General features: G+C 71.5%; 14 protein-coding genes and 1 riboswitch. Of the genes, 5 read left to right on the top strand and 9 right to left on the bottom strand.

What is annotated here, in order from left to right; translation table 11 throughout:
* Positions 1–206: 206 nt before the first annotated feature.
* Positions 207–869: a CHAP domain-containing protein gene (locus ACFYYW_RS05175; RefSeq protein ID WP_387645273.1), complete on the bottom strand. Its 663-nt coding sequence runs from the start codon at positions 867–869 to the stop codon at positions 207–209.
* Positions 870–882: 13 nt separating this feature from the next.
* A riboswitch (cyclic di-AMP (ydaO/yuaA leader) is annotated at positions 883–1,035 on the bottom strand.
* Between the two features lie 352 nt (positions 1,036–1,387).
* Positions 1,388–1,978, bottom strand: a complete 591-nt coding sequence (locus ACFYYW_RS05170) for a TetR/AcrR family transcriptional regulator (protein ID WP_387645271.1) — start codon at positions 1,976–1,978, stop codon at positions 1,388–1,390.
* 91 nt (positions 1,979–2,069) lie between these two features.
* On the opposite strand from ACFYYW_RS05170, the gene ACFYYW_RS05165 reads away from it, so the two are divergent.
* On the top strand, positions 2,070–3,482 hold the full coding sequence (locus ACFYYW_RS05165; protein ID WP_387645268.1) for an MFS transporter: 1,413 nt from the start codon (positions 2,070–2,072) through the stop codon (positions 3,480–3,482).
* 148 nt (positions 3,483–3,630) lie between these two features.
* On the top strand, positions 3,631–4,065 hold the full coding sequence (locus ACFYYW_RS05160) for a GNAT family N-acetyltransferase (RefSeq protein WP_387645265.1): 435 nt from the start codon (positions 3,631–3,633) through the stop codon (positions 4,063–4,065).
* A 136-nt stretch (positions 4,066–4,201) separates the two neighbouring features.
* Here ACFYYW_RS05160 and ACFYYW_RS05155 read toward each other — a convergent pair whose 3' ends face one another.
* Entirely contained in the window at positions 4,202–5,410 is a 1,209-nt protein-coding gene (locus ACFYYW_RS05155) for an acyl-CoA dehydrogenase family protein (RefSeq protein ID WP_358292788.1), read from the bottom strand.
* 140 nt (positions 5,411–5,550) lie between these two features.
* Between ACFYYW_RS05155 and ACFYYW_RS05150 the strand changes: the two genes are divergently transcribed.
* The gene (locus ACFYYW_RS05150; protein ID WP_387645261.1) at positions 5,551–6,738 is read left to right on the top strand and encodes an MCE family protein; all 1,188 of its coding nucleotides are present in this window, start codon (positions 5,551–5,553) and stop codon (positions 6,736–6,738) included.
* 120 nt (positions 6,739–6,858) lie between these two features.
* Here the strand turns inward: ACFYYW_RS05150 and ACFYYW_RS05145 are convergent, their stop codons facing one another.
* On the bottom strand, positions 6,859–8,061 hold the full coding sequence (locus ACFYYW_RS05145) for an MFS transporter (RefSeq protein ID WP_387645258.1): 1,203 nt from the start codon (positions 8,059–8,061) through the stop codon (positions 6,859–6,861).
* Between the two features lie 87 nt (positions 8,062–8,148).
* Here ACFYYW_RS05145 and ACFYYW_RS05140 point away from each other — a divergent pair, with 87 nt between their 5' ends.
* A complete protein-coding gene (locus tag ACFYYW_RS05140) occupies positions 8,149–8,721 on the top strand; it encodes a TetR family transcriptional regulator (RefSeq protein ID WP_352329063.1) in 573 nt (190 codons plus the stop codon).
* Positions 8,722–8,797: 76 nt separating this feature from the next.
* On the opposite strand, the gene ACFYYW_RS05135 is transcribed toward ACFYYW_RS05140, so the two are convergent.
* A complete protein-coding gene (locus tag ACFYYW_RS05135; RefSeq protein WP_387645254.1) occupies positions 8,798–9,745 on the bottom strand; it encodes a glucosyl-3-phosphoglycerate synthase in 948 nt (315 codons plus the stop codon).
* 34 nt (positions 9,746–9,779) lie between these two features.
* Positions 9,780–11,252, bottom strand: a complete 1,473-nt coding sequence (locus tag ACFYYW_RS05130; protein WP_352351541.1) for a helix-turn-helix domain-containing protein — start codon at positions 11,250–11,252, stop codon at positions 9,780–9,782.
* 267 nt (positions 11,253–11,519) lie between these two features.
* Between ACFYYW_RS05130 and aceA the strand changes: the two genes are divergently transcribed.
* Positions 11,520–12,806, top strand: a complete 1,287-nt coding sequence (gene aceA, locus ACFYYW_RS05125; RefSeq protein ID WP_364389771.1) for an isocitrate lyase — start codon at positions 11,520–11,522, stop codon at positions 12,804–12,806.
* A 113-nt stretch (positions 12,807–12,919) separates the two neighbouring features.
* On the opposite strand, the gene ACFYYW_RS05120 is transcribed toward aceA, so the two are convergent.
* From ACFYYW_RS05120 to ACFYYW_RS05110, 3 genes are all read right to left on the bottom strand, one after another.
* Positions 12,920–13,273, bottom strand: a complete 354-nt coding sequence (locus tag ACFYYW_RS05120) for a hypothetical protein (RefSeq protein ID WP_352351545.1) — start codon at positions 13,271–13,273, stop codon at positions 12,920–12,922.
* A 73-nt stretch (positions 13,274–13,346) separates the two neighbouring features.
* Positions 13,347–14,900, bottom strand: a complete 1,554-nt coding sequence (locus ACFYYW_RS05115) for a serine/threonine-protein kinase (RefSeq protein WP_387645250.1) — start codon at positions 14,898–14,900, stop codon at positions 13,347–13,349.
* Positions 14,901–15,121: 221 nt separating this feature from the next.
* The gene (locus tag ACFYYW_RS05110; RefSeq protein WP_387645247.1) at positions 15,122–15,958 is read right to left on the bottom strand and encodes a siderophore-interacting protein; all 837 of its coding nucleotides are present in this window, start codon (positions 15,956–15,958) and stop codon (positions 15,122–15,124) included.
* Positions 15,959–16,018: the final 60 nt, after the last annotated feature.

Here is a 16,018-nt window from a genome sequence, read left to right as displayed (position 1 = left end):
ACAACCGGCTCTGCGTGGTACCGCCATCCGGCCGCCTTGGCCATGGTCGACGCCGTACTGCGCTGCTTCGAAGCATGAGCTGGGACGGCGCGAGGGCGCCGGTCTCACGGCGTTGCTCCCGCGACACGGGAAAGTGGCGCAGGGCCTCGCCCTGCGCCACTTCCGTTGCCCTCACCATCGCACGGAGAGGAGTCCTCGGCCTGCCGTCAGGCCTTGTACTGCGGGTAGCCGTACCCGACGACCTGGGACTTGGGCCGGATGCGCTGCTCGACCTTGCCGTTGCCGGTGTTGCCCTCGATCGCGGTGATCGTGCCGTCGCCGTTGTCCTGCTTCACCAGGCCCACGTGGTCGATGCTCTCGACGGACTTGTCGTCCCAGGAGTAGAAGACGACGGCGCCCGGCTTGGCCTCGTTCCCCCAGCGCTTGTTGGCCTCGAACCACTTGGCGTAGGTGACGGTGTAGGCGTCCCAGCCGACGGTGGACCGAGCGCCGGCCTTCTCGCCCACCCAGGAGACGAACATCGCGCACCACGGGGCGTTGGCGTAGGACTGCAGGCTGCCGCCGTCGCGGGCCATGGTCTCCTTCGCCCGCGGCGAGGACATGTACCAGCTGTGGAACGGGGTGCCGCCGCCCGCGGCGTTCTCGGACACGCCGATCTGCGACTCGGCGATCTTCAGCACCGACTGCGCGCTCACCTGCCCGGCGGTCTTCTGCTCGACGCTGTGCGAGGCGACGGTGGCGGAACGCGCGCCGGACGCCTGATCGGCGAAGACCGGGCCTGCGACCAGAGCCGCACCGGCAGCGACGCTCACGCCGAGCACGAGGCGGGCGGCGGGCTTAAGGGCACGGGTGAAGGCGTTGATGGTCATGAAGAGGTATTGCTCCTTGCTTCCATTCCGCCTACCGGGTTAGCTGACGGGTTCGGGCGTGGAAGTGCCCTACGGATGCCCTCGCGGGAGGTGCACCGATTCACCCCACAGAATGTGGGTCCCCGGTTCCGCGTGTTTGTCAGAGCGGATTCGGCGGCCACGCCGTTCTACGTGTTCACGCAGATCAGACGCGGTCTCGGCAATGGTCGGGACGTACTGTGGCGCGGATGCTCACCGGGCCTACGTCGTAACTGACATTGAAGGTATGTGAATGGCATAGAGCAGTACAAGCCAACTTGGAAGAAGCGCTTCGAAAACGCCTGTCAGACCGGCGTTTTACCCACGAATTCTTTACCTTGGCAAGCCGCCTGACCGCCCGGCACGCCCACGACAGAGAGGGGCACCGAGCCCGCTCACCGCTTCTCACGATGGGCCAGAGCGTCGGCGGCTTCGCTGTGCTGCTCGCCGGATTCGTACAGGCACAACTGCTCTGAACCTCGTCCACGAGGTCCGCCACCTCACCCCGGAACCGGCGCGGCCAGTACCGATTGGATGGACTTCGTGACCGTTTCGGCGGCATCGTTCCGGGCCAGGCGTCCTTGGCGTACCTCGTTCGCCGCGCCGTGCAGGATGTAGTGGGTGAGGCTCACCAGCCAGGCGGCGGGCAGGTCGGTACGGAAGACGCCTTGATCCTGGCCACGGTGGACGAGTTCGGCCATGCGCTGGGCGGGTTCGGCGTGCAGCTCCCGGACCCGTCCCGCGGGCAGGACTCCTTCGGCGGCGGCCAGCAGGGCCGCTGATTCGGCCACCAACTCCCAGCTGGACGCCAGCAGACGCCCCATGGCTTCGCGCGCGTCGCCTGTCAGGTCGACGGAGGCCAGGAGCTCGTCGCCGTCTCGCAGCGCCTCGACCAGTGCCGCCTCGATGAGGTCGGCCCGGGTCCGGAAATGTCCGTACAGGGTCATCCGCCCGACGCCGGCGGCCCGGGCGATGTCGTCGGTGGTCGCATGCGGGTCCGAGCGCATCAGTTCGCGTGCCGCGGACACGATGCGGGCGATGCTGCGCTCGGCATCGACGCGGCGCCTGGAGCGCGCAGGAGATGCAGCCATGCCCCCACCCTATCTCGTATACGCGTATACGGCTTATAGTGTCCCAGCAGAACTCGTATATGGACATACGAGATAGCAACTGGAGGATTTGATGACCCGACCTGCAGTGCACCAGGCAGAGCTCCACGAGCCACTGCCGGCCCGGTGGCGCATCCTCGGCTTCCTCGGCGTGGCCCAGCTCATGCTGATCCTGGACGTCACCGTCGTCGCCATCGCGCTGCCGCACATGGAAACGGACCTCGCCCTCAGTCGCGAGGCGCTGACCTGGACAGTCAGCGCCTACACGCTCACCTTCGGCGGGCTCATGCTGCTCGGCGGCCGCATCACGGACCTGCTGGGCGCCAAGCGGATCGTGATCGCCGGCCTGTTGCTGTTCAGCGTCGCGTCGCTGGTCACAGGGTTGGCCGGGTCGGCGGGCACGCTGCTCGCCGGTCGGGTGGCACAGGGCGTCGGGGCCGCGCTGCTGTCGCCCGCGGCGCTGTCGCTGGTGGTCGCCCTGTTCGACGGAGAGGAGCGGAACAAGGCCCTCGGCGTCTGGTCCGCGCTCGGCGGCGGCGGTGCCGCGCTCGGCGTGCTCCTCGGCGGTCTGCTCACCGCCGGACCCGGCTGGTCGTGGGTGTTTTACGTCAACGTGCCCATCGGCCTGGTGATCGCCGTGGTCCTCGCCGTACTCCTCCCGGCGCGTACGCCTTCGACCGCCTCCCGGCCCCGGCTGGACGTCCTTGGTGCGATCTTGGTGACGTCCGCCAGCGGGTCGTTGATCTACGCACTCATCGCCGCCGGCGAGAAGGGATGGCTCAGCGCGCTCACCGGGTGGCTCGTGCTCGCGGCTGCCGTGGGCTACGTGCTGTTCGTGCTGTGGCAGAGGCGGGCGCGTTCGCCCCTGATGGACGTGCGACTGCTCGCCCGGCGACCCGTGGCGGTCGGGGCCTTCCTCATCCTGATGGCCACGGCACTGATGATCGCTGTGTTCTTCCTGGGAACCTTCTACTTCCAGCACGCTCTGGGCTACGGCGCGCTGCGGGCCGGGCTGCTGTTCCTGCCGGTCGCGGTGGCGACGATGCTCGGCGCCAACCTGACCGGACGGCTGCTCGGCCGGTGGGGCGGGCGCGCCCTGGCCGTCGCCGGTCTGACGGTCGCGGCGATCGGCATGGCCGTACCGGCCTTCTCGACGAACGTCGTCAGCGTCGTGGCAGGCGTGGCCGTCGCGGCGGCGGGCACCGGCGCGATGTTCGTCATCGCCTCGGCGACCGCCCTCGGTCAGGTGGCGCCCCACGAGGCCGGGATCGCCTCCGGCATCGTGAGCACCTTCCACGAGTTCGGCGCGTCCATCGGAGCCGCCGTCATCTCCAGCGTCGCAGCCGCGAGCCTGGCCGGGACCACGTTGAACGGCTTCACCAGCGGATTCACCGTGGCCGCGATCGCATCGGCGGTCGGCGCGGCCGTCGCGGCGCTGGTAACGCCCGGCCGCCCGTCACCTGCGGCGCAAGCCGGCTCTCAGTGAGCGGGGACCGCCTGGTTGCCGGCGCCACGGCGGCTCGTCGACCCCCCTGCGCCGCCGGCGACTCCCCCACCACGCCCAAGCTCGCCCAGCAGACGGCGAGCGGACCTGAAACACACCACCCCGCTCCTGAACCCCGGAAGGGATCACTGTGACAACGATCCGTCGTGCCACGCCCGAAGACGCCGCCATCGTGCACGACCTCATGCGCGGCCTGGCCGAACACCAAGGCCAGTCCTCGGCCGTCACCGTAGGCGTCGAGGACCTGGAGCGGCTGCTCGCCCGCCCGGAGATCACCTACCTGATCGCCGAGCGGAGCGGCCGGGCCGTCGGCTACGTCTCCTGGCTGGAGCGCATCAGCTTCTGGTCCGGCCAGGACTACCTCGCCCTGGACGACCTGTACGTGACCGGCGCCGAACGCGGCGACGGCGTGGGCGAACAGCTGATGCAGGCCGCGGCCGAAGCCGCCGACGGCAAGGTGATCCGCTGGGAGGTGGGCGAGGCCAACGTCGCCGCCCAACGCTTCTACGCCCGCATCGGCGCGACCCTCACCACCAAGAAGATCTGTCGCTGGCAGCCGAAGTGACCCCTGCTCCGGCACGTGGGGAGAACAGGTTCCAGGCGTTCTCCCCGGTCCGGCCGCCGTTCGCCGATCCTCACCGGTTGTCCGCACTTCCGGACCACCGGTGGCCGGCTCCGTCGTCCCGGGTGAACAGACGTCCTCAGCGGACCGGCAGGCCGGTGACGGCGCGGCCGATGATGAGGCGCTGGATCTCCGACGTGCCCTCGAAGATGGTGTAGATCTTGGCGTCGCGGTGGAAACGTTCCACCGGGTGTTCCCTGGTGTAGCCGGCGCCGCCGAGGATCTGGATCGCCTGTTCGGTCACCCACACCGCCGTCTCGCCCGCCACCAGCTTCGACATCGACCCCTCGGCCTGCTCGAACGGCCTGCCGTTGCGGGCCATCCAGGCGGCGCGCCAGGTCAGCAGGCGGGCCACGTCAACGCGGGTCGCCATGTCGGCGAGCAGGAACGCGATCGCCTGGTTGTCGCCGATCCTGCGGCCGAACTGCTCGCGTTCGCGAGCGTAGTCCCGGGCGTACTCGAAGCCCGCGCGGGCGATGCCGACGGCCATCGCGGCGACCGACGGTCGGGTGGTCTCGAACGTGCGCATCGCGGCCTGCTCGCCGGCGCGTTCGCCGTTGCGGACCCTGGCCAGGCGGGCGTCCAGCTTCTCCTTGCCGCCCAGCAGGCACGAGCCCGGCACGCGCACGTCCTCGAGGATCACCTCGGCGGTGTGCGAGGCGCGGATGCCGTGCTTGCGGAACTTCTGCCCCATCGACAGGCCCGGCGTGCCGGGCGGGACGACGAAGCTGGCCTGCCCGCGGGTGCCCAGTGACGGGTCCACCGAGGCGACGACCACGTGCACGTCGGCGATGCCGCCGTTCGTGGCCCAGGTCTTGACGCCGTTCAGCACCCAGTCGCCGTTGTCGTGCACGGCGCGGGTGCGGATGGCGCCGATGTCGGAGCCGGCGTCGGGCTCGGAGGCGCAGAAGGCGCCCAGCTTGACGTCGTTCTCCGTGCCGAACATCTGCGGCAGCCACTCCCCCAGCTGCTCCGGCGTGCCGTTCGCGGACAGCGCCGCGGCGGCCAGGCCGGTCCCGACGATGGACAGGCCGATGCCGGCGTCCCCCCAGAAGATCTCCTCGAACGCCACCGGCAGCGCCAAGCCGCTCTGCTCGAACCATTGGGTGGCGAAGAAGTCCAGCGAGTACAGGCCGATCTTGGCGGCCTCCTGGATGACGGGCCAGGGGGTCTGCTCGCGTTCGTCCCATTCGGCGCCCGCGGGGCGGATCACGTCGCGGGCGAACGCGTGGACCCAGTCACGCACCTCGATCACGTCGTCACTGAGCTCCGGACAGAACCCGGTCATCGCGTCCACTCCCTGGCCGTTCCCTTGTTACCGTCGGTAACACCCTACCGGCGAGTAGGGCTCGGCCGGAAGGTGCGACGGTCCGGCGACTCACGGTAATGTTCCGGTAACCGTACGCCCATGTCGATCGAGGAAGGCCGATGGACCGCCGGCTCGCCGCACTTCTCGCCGTCCTCGTGCTGGGGGCGGCGTATCTGCTGCTCAGGCCGGGTGCGGGCGTGCGCGCCGTCGCCTCCTTCGACGCCGCCGTGGGGCTGTATCCGGGGTCCGACGTCCGGGTTCTCGGGGTGCGGGTCGGGCGGGTCACCGCGGTCAGCCCGGCGGGCGCGCAGGTCCGGGTGGAGCTGGCGCTCGACGCCGGGCGCAAGGTCCCGGCGGGCGCGCAGGCGGTCATCGTGGCGCGGTCGCTGATCGCCGATCGGTTCGTGCAGCTCACGCCGCCGTACCGGGGCGGGCCCGTGCTCCAGGACGGCGGCACGCTCGGCCGTACCCGCTCGCCGGTCGAGATCGACGAGGCGTTACGCGGCTACGACCGACTCGCCGCGGCCCTCGCCCCACCGGTCTCCGGCTCCACCCGGTCCGGCTCGCCGGGGCTCGGTCCGCCTCGGCCGGGGCCGGGTGGGGTGACGGCGGATGAGCGGGGGGCGCTGGCGCGGTTGTTGCGGGTCTCGGCGGGCACGTTCGGCGGGCAGGGCGAGACGGTGGGGGCCACCGTGCGGGGCCTGTCCGACGCGGCCTCCGTCCTGGCCGGCGACGGCGACGACCTGGCTCAGACCGTCCGCGACCTGGCCACGATCACCGGGGCGATGGCCCGCGACGACGCGCGGATCCGGGCGTTCATGAAGGACCTGGCGGGCGTGTCGGCGCAACTCGACGGCGAGCGCGAGGAGCTGCGCGCGGTGCTGGGTCAGCTGTCCTCCACGCTCACCCAGGTCGCCGACTTCGTCGAGGACAACAGGGGTGAGATCGCCGCCAACACCCGCGAGCTCGCCCACCTCACCACCCTGCTGGTACGTCAGCGCGCGTCCATCGGCACGTTCCTCGACACCGCGCCGCTCGCCCTGAACAACGCGAACAACGCCTACGACCCCGTGAGCGCGACGTTCCGGGCCCGGTTCAACCTCAACGGCCAGACCGACGACGTAGCGATGTGGTTGTGCTCGCTGGCCCATTCCATGGACGGCGGCTGCGAGTCGCTGCTCGGCGCGCTCAACCCTCTGGCGCGGGCGCTCAATGACACGGTGGCGCTCGACACGTCGTGGCTGCTGCCCGACGTGCAGGTCGACCGCCCCGACCTGTCGCTCGGCGGCCTCGTCACGACCCGCTGACCGCCTCTCGCCACTCGGCCCCCATCAGACGCCGAGCGGCAGTGCCGGGCCGGCGTCCAGTGGGGGCCTGAGGGCGGGGTGGCTCCGGAGGGAGGGGCGGGTTGAGGAGGGTGGGGTGGGTCAGCGGGTGGTACGGGTGGCGCGGTGGGCGGAGGTGAGGACGGCCAGGGCGGCCAGGCCCATGCCGATCGCCAGGCCGTACACCAGCGGGTTGAACCCGCCGAAAGCGGCCGCGAGCTGCGGGCCGACGCTGCCCCCGACGGCCAGGGCGAAGGAGAACAGGGCGAGCGCCGTGCCGCGGGCCGGTCCGGCCTGGGCGGAGATGGCCTCGTTCATGCTGGGCAGGCCGCCGGTGATGGCGGCGACGTAGACGGCCAGCAGGAGGAGCAGGCCGAGGGCGCCGGCTCCGCTGAACGCGACGGCCGCCAGGGCGAGCGCGCCCACGGCCAGGAACGCGGCGGCCCTGGCCGTGGTGGGGATCCGGGCCAGCCACGGCATGAGCACCGGCATCAGCACGATCGAGGGCAGTCCGGAGGCGCGCAACGTGAGCAGGTCGGCGGCGGACGTGACGCCGTAGATCTGCAACCCGGTGTAGACGGCGACGAACCCGGCCATCAGCATGACCGTGGCCAGATAGCGCAGCGCGAGCACCCGGTCGAACAGCAGACCGGGCACCGCGCGGTAGGCCGACAGCAGCGACCCGGCCGCCTCGCGCGGCAGGTCGGGCAGCATGACGGCGCGCAGGCCGAGGCCGGCGAGGGCGAAACCGGCGGCCGACAGCAGGAACAGCCCCCGCCAGCCGATCGTCTCGACCAGCACCTGCGCGGCGACCTGCAACAACACGGCCGAGGCCAGGAAAGCGCCGGTCACCGCGGCGATGGCGACCACGCGGCGCCGGGGCTCAAGACGTTCGGCCAGGTAGGCCATGCCGGCGGGCGGGAACATCGCCACGGCCACCCCCTGCAGGGCCCGCACCACCAGGGCCACCTCGACGTTCGGGCTCAATGCGACCAATGCGCTGGTCAGCGCGGCAAGCGGCAGACCGGCCAGCAGCAGGCGGCGGCGGCCGTACCGGTCGGAAAGGGGGCCGAACACCAGGAACCCGACGCCGTACCCGGCGCCGAACGCGGTGACCAGCCAGGTCAGGCCACCTGGCGAGGTGTGCCAGCCGGTCGCCATGTCGTACAGCAGGGGGATCACGATGTACAACTGGCCGCTGCACAGGACCGCGGTGAGGGTGAACGCCAACAGGGTGCGGCCGAAGCGGGCGTAATCGGTACGGACGGCCGGAGCGGCCTTCGTACGGGGAAGCGTGAGTGCCATGGCAGAGGACGGTAGCCAACCAACCAGTTGGATGTCAACTAGTTAGTTGGTTTTCAACCAACTAGTTGTTGGTGGCAGAATGGTGGCATGTCACCCAAGGTCTCGACCGCCGCCACCCGGGCCGCCCTGCTCGAAGCCGCCCGCGAGGAGTTCGCCGCGTACGGCGTGGCGGGGGCGCGCGTGGATCGCATCGCGGAGCGTGCCGGCGTCAACAAAGAGCGCATCTACGGGCATTTCGGCAACAAGGAGAAGTTGTTCGACGCCGTCATCAACGAGGCGCTCGACGACCTGACCTCGCAGATCGCCCTGCCCGGCGCCGACCCCGTCGACTACGTGGCCCGGCTGACCGACTACTACCGGCGCCATCCCGACCTGGTCCGGCTGCTCATGTGGGAGGCGCTCAACTACCGCGGCCAGGAGCTGCTGCCCGGCCAGGAGGCCAGGGTCGAGCGGTGTGCGCGCAAGGCCGCCTCGCTGGCCGAGGGGCGCGGCGAGGAGCCGTCGAAGGCGACGTCGCGCACGTTGTTCATGCTGACCGGGCTCGCGCTGTTCCCGTCGATGATGCCGCAGCTCGGGCGGATCATCCTGGGCGACGCCGCCGACGACCACGACGCCCTCCGCGACCAGATCGGCGCCTTCGTCACAGCGGCCCTCAAGTAGCGCCGCACGCCCAGCCGCCCCCGGCGCGGCCGGGCAGCGGATACGGCGGAACCAGCCACCCGGCGCGCCGCAACCCTCACGGAGGCGCTGGGACGTCGGGGCGGGGCAGGGTGAGCATCGGGGGGCGTTCCCCGATGGCGACCTGGCGGGTCAGGACGTCGTGGCCGTCCTCGCACCGCCGGAACTGGGCCAGCTCCGCCCCCGGCGCATGACGGGCCTCGATCTTCCCCTGCCGCCGCAGCCGCGACCACGCGGCCAGCATGATCTGGGCCGCCATCCCCCCGAGCGCCTCCGTCGACTGCGGGGCGTGCTCGCGCGAGCCCAGGTCCACCTGGGCCAGGCCGTCGAGCCCGGCCAGGTCCAGCAGGTCGATGAGCAGGCCGAGCTCCACCCCGTACCCGGTCAGGAACGGCACGCGTTCCAGGGCCGAGCGGCGGCCGGCGTACTCTCCGGCGAGAGGTTGCACGAACCCGGCCAGTTCGGGCCAGTGCAGGTTGATCAGCGGGCGGGCGACCAGCTCGGTGACGCGGCCCCCGCCGTTGGGAGCGCCGTCCAGCGGGCGGTCGTAGCAGCCCTTGGCGTAGGCGACGGTGGGATCGGTGAGCAGCGGGCCTAGCACCCCGGCGACCAGCGAGGCGCGGAAGTGCCTGATGTCGGCGTCGGCGAAGGCCACCACGTCGCCGGAGGTGACCGCCAGCGACTTCCACAGCGCCTCGCCCTTGCCCTCCAGCGGTGCCAGGTCGGGCAGGATGTCGCGTTGGGCGTGCACGGCGGCCCCGGCCCGCGCCGCCACGCGCGCGGTGTCGTCGGCCGAGCAGGAGTCGATGACGACGAGCTCGTCCACCAGGCCGTCCAGCTCACGCCGGATCACCTGGACGATCTCCCCCACGGTCTCCCGTTCGTCGCGGGCCGGCAGGACCACGCTCACCGTGGTCCGCCCCTTGGCCGCCACGAGGTCGTCCAGCGGCCAGTCCGCGGCGCACGAAGTTCGGCGATGCCACCATTTCCGCACATCAGGCAGCATGTGCGACACCTCCCCCGTTCCCCCGCTTGTCAGCTTATGCGAGGGTGGCGTGACGCTCCAGGAAGGTATAGACGTCCGCCTCGTCCACACCGGGGAACGACCCGGGCGGCAGGGCGGCCAGGATGTGCGAGTTGGCCCGCGCGGACGGCCAGGCGTAGCCCTCCCAGCGTTCGGCCAGCTCAGCGGGCGGACGGCGGCAGCAGTCGCCGTTGGGGCAGCTGGACTTGGTGCGGTTGGTGGTCTCCCGGCCCCGGAACCAGCGCGACTCCCGGTACGGCACCCCCAGCGTGATGGCGAAGTCCCGTTCCCGCGAGGGATCGACGTGCGCGACGCAGAAATAGGTGCCGGTGGGCGAGTCGGAATACTGGTAGAACACCGAGAACCGGTCGGGCGAGGCGAACACCTGCCGCCCCGACCACTGCAGGCACATCCGCTGCCCCTCGATGGCCCCCTGCTCGTCGGCGGGGAAGACGATGCCGTCGTTCTCGTACGCCTTGTAGATGGTGCCGCCGGCGTCGTTGCGCACGAAGTGGCAGACGAGGCCCAGGTGGTGGGTGGCCAGGTTGGTGAAGCGGTGAGCGGCCATCTCGTAGGAGACGGCGAACACGTCCCGCAGGTCCTCCACCGACAGCGCCCGCGCCGCCTTGGCCTCCTGGAGGTAGGGAGCGGCGGCCCGTTCGGGCACGAGCACGGCGGCGGCGAAGTAGTTGGCCTCGGTGCGCTGGCGCAGGAAGTCGGCGAAGTCGCGCGGTTTGCCGTGGCCGAGCGCGAGGTGCCCGAGCGTCTGGAGCAGGATCGTGCGCGGGGTGTGCATGCCGAGCTGCTCGTGTTTGACGTAGATGCGCCGGTTGCGCAGGTCGGTGATGGAACGCACCGACCGCGGCAGGTCCTGGGCGGTGTGGACGGTGTAGCCGAAGTGCGTGACCAGGCCCTGGATCGTGCTCTGGGACAGGGCGCCGGTGCGGTAGCCGACGGCGTCGAGGGCCTCGGCCGCGGCCTTCTCGATGTCGGGGAAGTAGTTGCCCACCTCGCGCTGCCTGCGCCGCAGCTCGGCGTTGGCGGCCCTGGCCTCCTCCGGGGTGGCGGTGCCGCGGGCCTGCCGGGCGCGCAGCTCGCCGTACAGGCCGAGCAGGTGTTCCAGGACGTCGTTGGGCACGCGCGCGGAGACCTTGAGCCGGGGCAGGCCGAGACCGGCGTAGATGGGGTCGCGCTGCGCCTCCTCCAGCGCGATCTCCAGCTGGGCGCGCCGGTTGGGCGGCTGGCGGCGCAGCAGCTCCTCGACGGGGACGCCCAGAGCGGTCGCCAGGGACTTCAGCAGCGAGAGCTTGGGCTCGCGCTTGCCGTTCTCGAGCAGCGACAGCTGGCTGGGCGCCCTGCTGACGCGCGAGCCCAGGTCCGACAGGGTGAGGCCGCGCTGTTTGCGCAGGTGGCGCAGACGCTGGCCGAACGCGATCAGATCGAGCTCCTGCGTCAAAGACAGCGGTTCTTCGCCTAGCAGGGACGCCATACAGGCATCTTAGACAGAAATTCGGCCCATTTTCTAGCCTTTGGGCACTCAGGGCGCGTCGCAGCGGGACGCGAGGGCCGCGTGCGGTTCGGGATGAGGATTGGTCTAGGCCAACAGGAAAACTTGCGATTTCTTCTCATCTGAATACCCACGAGTAATGCACATGCGGGAAACTTCGGCGATTCTTCTCCGCGTTCGAGCCTGTTGACCTGCGGCGTCCGGGCAGATCATCGACGTGAGCCCCAGGGGACGACAAAGGAGCGAACGATGAACGATCGCCTCAAGGGAGCTGCGGAGCAGCTGCAGGACAAGTGGCAGAACGACCCTCGCTGGGCGGGCGTCGAGCGCACGTACAGCGCGCAGGACGTGATCCGGTTGCGGGGAAGCGTCCAGGAGGAGCACACGCTGGCCCGGCTCGGCGCCGAGCGCCTGTGGGACCTGCTGCACACCGAGGACTACGTCAACGCCCTCGGCGCGCTGACCGGCAACCAGGCCGTCCAGCAGGTGAAGGCCGGGTTGAAGGCGATCTACCTGTCCGGCTGGCAGGTGGCCGCGGACGCCAACCTCGGCGGCCAGACCTACCCGGACCAGAGCCTGTACCCGGCCAACTCCGTGCCCGCCGTCGTGCGCCGCATCAACAACGCGCTGCTGCGCGCCGACCAGATCACCTGGTCGGAGGGCGTGCCGGACGCGCCGCACTGGCTGGCGCCGATCGTGGCCGACGCCGAGGCCGGGTTCGGCGGCGTGCTGAACGCGTTCGAGCTGATGAAGGGCATGATCGCGGCCGGCGCCGCGGGTGTGCACTGGGAGGACCAGCTCGCCTCCGAGAAGAAGTGCGGCCACCTGGGCGGCAAGGTGCTGATCCCGACCGGCCAGCACATCAAGACGCTCAACGCCGCGCGGCTGGCCGCCGACGTGTGCGGCGTCCCCTCACTGATCGTCGCGCGGACCGACGCACAGGCCGCGACGCTCCTGACCAGTGACGTGGACCCGCGCGACCAGGCCTTCACCACCGGCGAGCGCACCGCCGAGGGCTTCTACCGGGTGCGCAACGGCGTGGACTCCTGCATCGCCCGCGGCCTGGCCTACGCCCCCTACTCCGACCTGCTGTGGATGGAGACCGGCACGCCGGACCTGGACGTGGCCCGCGAGTTCGCCGAGGCGATCAAGGCCCGCTACCCGGACCAGATGCTGGCCTACAACTGCTCGCCATCGTTCAACTGGAAGAAGCACCTGGACGACTCCACGATCGCCAAGTTCCAGCGCGAGCTGGGGCACATGGGGTACAAGTTCCAGTTCATCACGCTGGCCGGCTTCCACTCGCTGAACTACTCGATGTTCGACCTCGCCCAGGGCTACGCCACCGACGGCATGACGGCCTACGTCGAGCTCCAGGAGGCCGAGTTCGCCGCCGAGACGCGCGGATACACCGCGACCCGGCACCAGCGCGAGGTCGGCACCGGCTACTTCGACCTGGTCAGCACGGCCGTCGCGCCCGACTCCTCGACGACCGCGCTCAAGGGCTCCACCGAGGAGGAGCAGTTCCACCACTGATCCCCTGATCTCGCCGGCCACCTCCAGGGCATGGGAAGGTTCCCCCGGCGAAGGGCCGCGCCGGCTCCCCCAGCCCGGCGCGGCCCCTTTTCTCTTCGACGCCCGCGGTGCGCTCAGCCGCCCTCCCGGGCCCACGACGGCAGGTCCTGCCGCTCGGTGATGTCGCGGACCAGCTGGGCGTGCGCGTCCTCGGCCTGCTGCCTGGTGGACCAGTGCAGGCTGAGCACCTCCTCGCCGCCCGTCCCCGGATCGGCGCCGGGCGGCGACAGGCGCACGGTCGACTCGAACAGCAGCGGCACCGTCCCGCCGTCGGCCTGGTCGAGCACCAGGTGCAGGGTGCGGATGCGGAACGTTCCCGCGGCGGTGCCGACGCGGTCGTCGCCGATCGTGCGGCGGGCGCGGTCGGCCAGCAGCTCCTGCGCCCGTGCCGGGCTGATGGGGTTGCCCTCTATGTCGTAGTAGCTCATGTACGGCCTCGCTCTCGGGTGCGGGAGGGTCACCACGCTTCCCCCGCTCACCTCGATCATGAGGCATGCGCCGTCAGGACGCTCCGGTGGCCGTCGGGGTGGCCGGGCCCGAGCCGGTGGGGCCGGGCGACTCGCCGGGGCCGTCCTGGGGGATCGTGCTGATCGAGCCCGACGGCCGCGGGCAGTCGCGGCGGCCCGCGCCCCCGCGGCGGCGACCTGCCGGACCTGCGCACGGACCGGGCTGCTCCCCGCCCGGATCGCCCAGATCGCCCGGCCCGGACGTGCCGGACGGACGAGCGGGACGGGACGGGCGGGACCGGCGGAAGTCGTCGGGCCACCGGTCGGGGTCGGGGGTGAGGATCGCGAAGTGCCCGCCCGGCGTGCGGGAACGCGTCCCGGACACCGACGGCGTGGCGGCGCTCGCCGCGCTCGCCGCGCTCGCCGGGGGCGCCACGTGCACGGACGGCCGGACGCCGCCGGGGGTCGCCGTGGGCGGCTCGGTCGTGCGGGCGCTGCCCTGCGGCTGCACGACCGCGGGCTCGGGCAGCAGCGAGCCGCCGCCGAGGCTCAGGGCGTCCCCACCGGAGGCCGCGATCACGGTGACCGCCGCGAGCGAGACCGTCACCAGCGCGGCGAAGCCGGCGTGCGACAGCTGCGCCCCCGCCTTGGCCCTGCGCCTGCGCCTGCGCTCGGACCCGCCCGGCTCCGCCCCCGGCGCGACCGGACGGCCCGCCCCGCCGCCCGCCGGGTACGGCACCTCGGCCCAGCTCCCGTCCAGCACGTCGGAGACCGCCCGGCGCAGGTCCCACGGATCGCCCACTCCCCCGGACGCCAGCAACGCCCGCAGCAGCTCGGCCGATCCCGGACGGGAGCCCGGGTCCTTGGCCAGCGCCGCCTCCACGGCCGGGCGCAGCAGGACGGGCACGCCGTCGAGCCGCGGCGGGTCGAACAGGATGCGCCGGGTCAGCACGTCGGCCTCGCCGCCGCCGAACGGGTGATGCCCGCTCGCGGCGTAGGCCACCAGGCAGCCCCACGCGAACACGTCCGAGGCGGGCAGGGCGGGGCCGCCGGTCAGCCGCTCGGGCGCCACCCAGCCAGGGCTGCCCATGACCTGGCCGGCCTGGGTGTGGGCGGCGAGGGTGTCCACGTCGCGGGCGATGCCGAAGTCGATGACCCGCGGCCCCGCGGGCGACAACAGCACGTTGCCGGGCTTGAGGTCGCGGTGCACCAGACCGGCCTCGTGCACGGCGACGAGCGCGGCGGCCACGCCGAGTGCCACGCCGTAGGCGAGGTCGGGCGTGAGCGCTCCCCCGGCCTTGACCACCTGGGACAGCGCGGGCCCCGGAATGTACTCGGTGACCAGGTACGGACGGCCGTCCTCGACGCCGTCCTCGATGACGGCGGCGGTGCAGAAGGGCACCAATCTCCGCGAGAAAGCCACTTCCTCGGCGAAACGCGCCCGCAACGTGGCATCGTGGAGATGTACCGCGTGCGGCGTCTTGAGCGCGACCAGGCCCCCTTGCGGGTGTTCGGCCAGGTACACCACTCCCATCCCGCCCGTCCCCAGGCGGCCGAGGAGAAGGTACCGGCCGATGACGACGGGGTCGCCCACCGTAAGCGGTCGCACGCCAGGAGGCATGTCGCTCGCACCACGCGCCATCCGGGTCTCGCCTCTCCTGTGGGGGACACGGCAAGGCACACTGTGGCGGCATCCGGGGGCCCTTTCCGCATGTCTTGCGCAAGGGGTATCGAAGGTAAGGCGTTCGTGCCCGGAGGGTTAGTAAGTGCTGGGATGGAACGTTCTGAAGTGGCTTGTTGTGGTTGAGGGGCTTTCGTCCGGAAAAGGGGTCAGGAGGCCAGGGCGCGGGCCTCGTCGGCCTCGACCTCGCGGTTCCAGTCGTTCTTGACCGCCCGCCAGCCCTCGTCGTCCACGCCGATGCGCCAGTAGCCCGAGATGGACAGCCGCTCCATCGGCACGCCCCGCTCCAGGCGCAGGTGACGGCGGAGCTCCTTGACGAAACCGGCCTCGCCGTGGACGAACGCGTGCACGTCCCCCTCGGGGAACTCCAGCGCGCGCACCGCCTCCACCAGCGCCTGGCCGACCGGCCGCGCACCCCGGTACAGCCAGGCGATCCGCGCGTCGGCGGCCGTGCCGAGCTTCAGCTCGTCCTCGGGGCCGTCCACCTCCAGCAGGACGTGGGCCAGGGCGCCGTCGGGCAGCGCCTCCAGGGAGGCGGCGATGGCCGGCAGCGCGCTCTCGTCACCCACCAGCAGGTGCCAGGCGGCTCCGGGGTCGGGCGCGTAGCCGCCGCCGGGGCCCAGCATCAGCACGACGTCACCGGGCTCGGCGGCGGCGGCCCACGGCCCGGCCAGGCCCTTGTCCCCGTGGTGGACGAAGTCGAGGGTCAGCTCGAGGGCGTCGGGGTCCCAGGCGCGCACGGTGTAGGTGCGCAGGCGCGGCCAGAGCTCGCGCGGCATGGTCTCGCGCACGTTCTTGACGCTGAAGGGCTCGGGGTAGTCCACGCCTTCGTGCGGGAAGACGAGTTTCACGTAATGGTCGGTGAGGCCGCGGCAGGCGAAGTCGCGCAGGCCGTCACCGCCGACCACGATGCGGATCATGTGCGGGGAGAGCCGCTCGGTCCGCAGGACGACGCCCCGATGGTGGTCCGTGGGCTTGTCAGCCATCACTTCAGCCCCCATATGTTAGTTAGGTATACCTAACCTTACAGTGGGATTGACGGGCCT

This window comes from Nonomuraea sp. NPDC001831, from assembly GCF_042892035.1.
In the GTDB taxonomy this organism is placed as follows: Bacteria; Actinomycetota; Actinomycetes; order Streptosporangiales; family Streptosporangiaceae; genus Nonomuraea.
The sequence above is the reverse complement of the archived record's forward strand: the minus strand, read 5'-3'. Positions and strand labels throughout refer to the sequence as shown.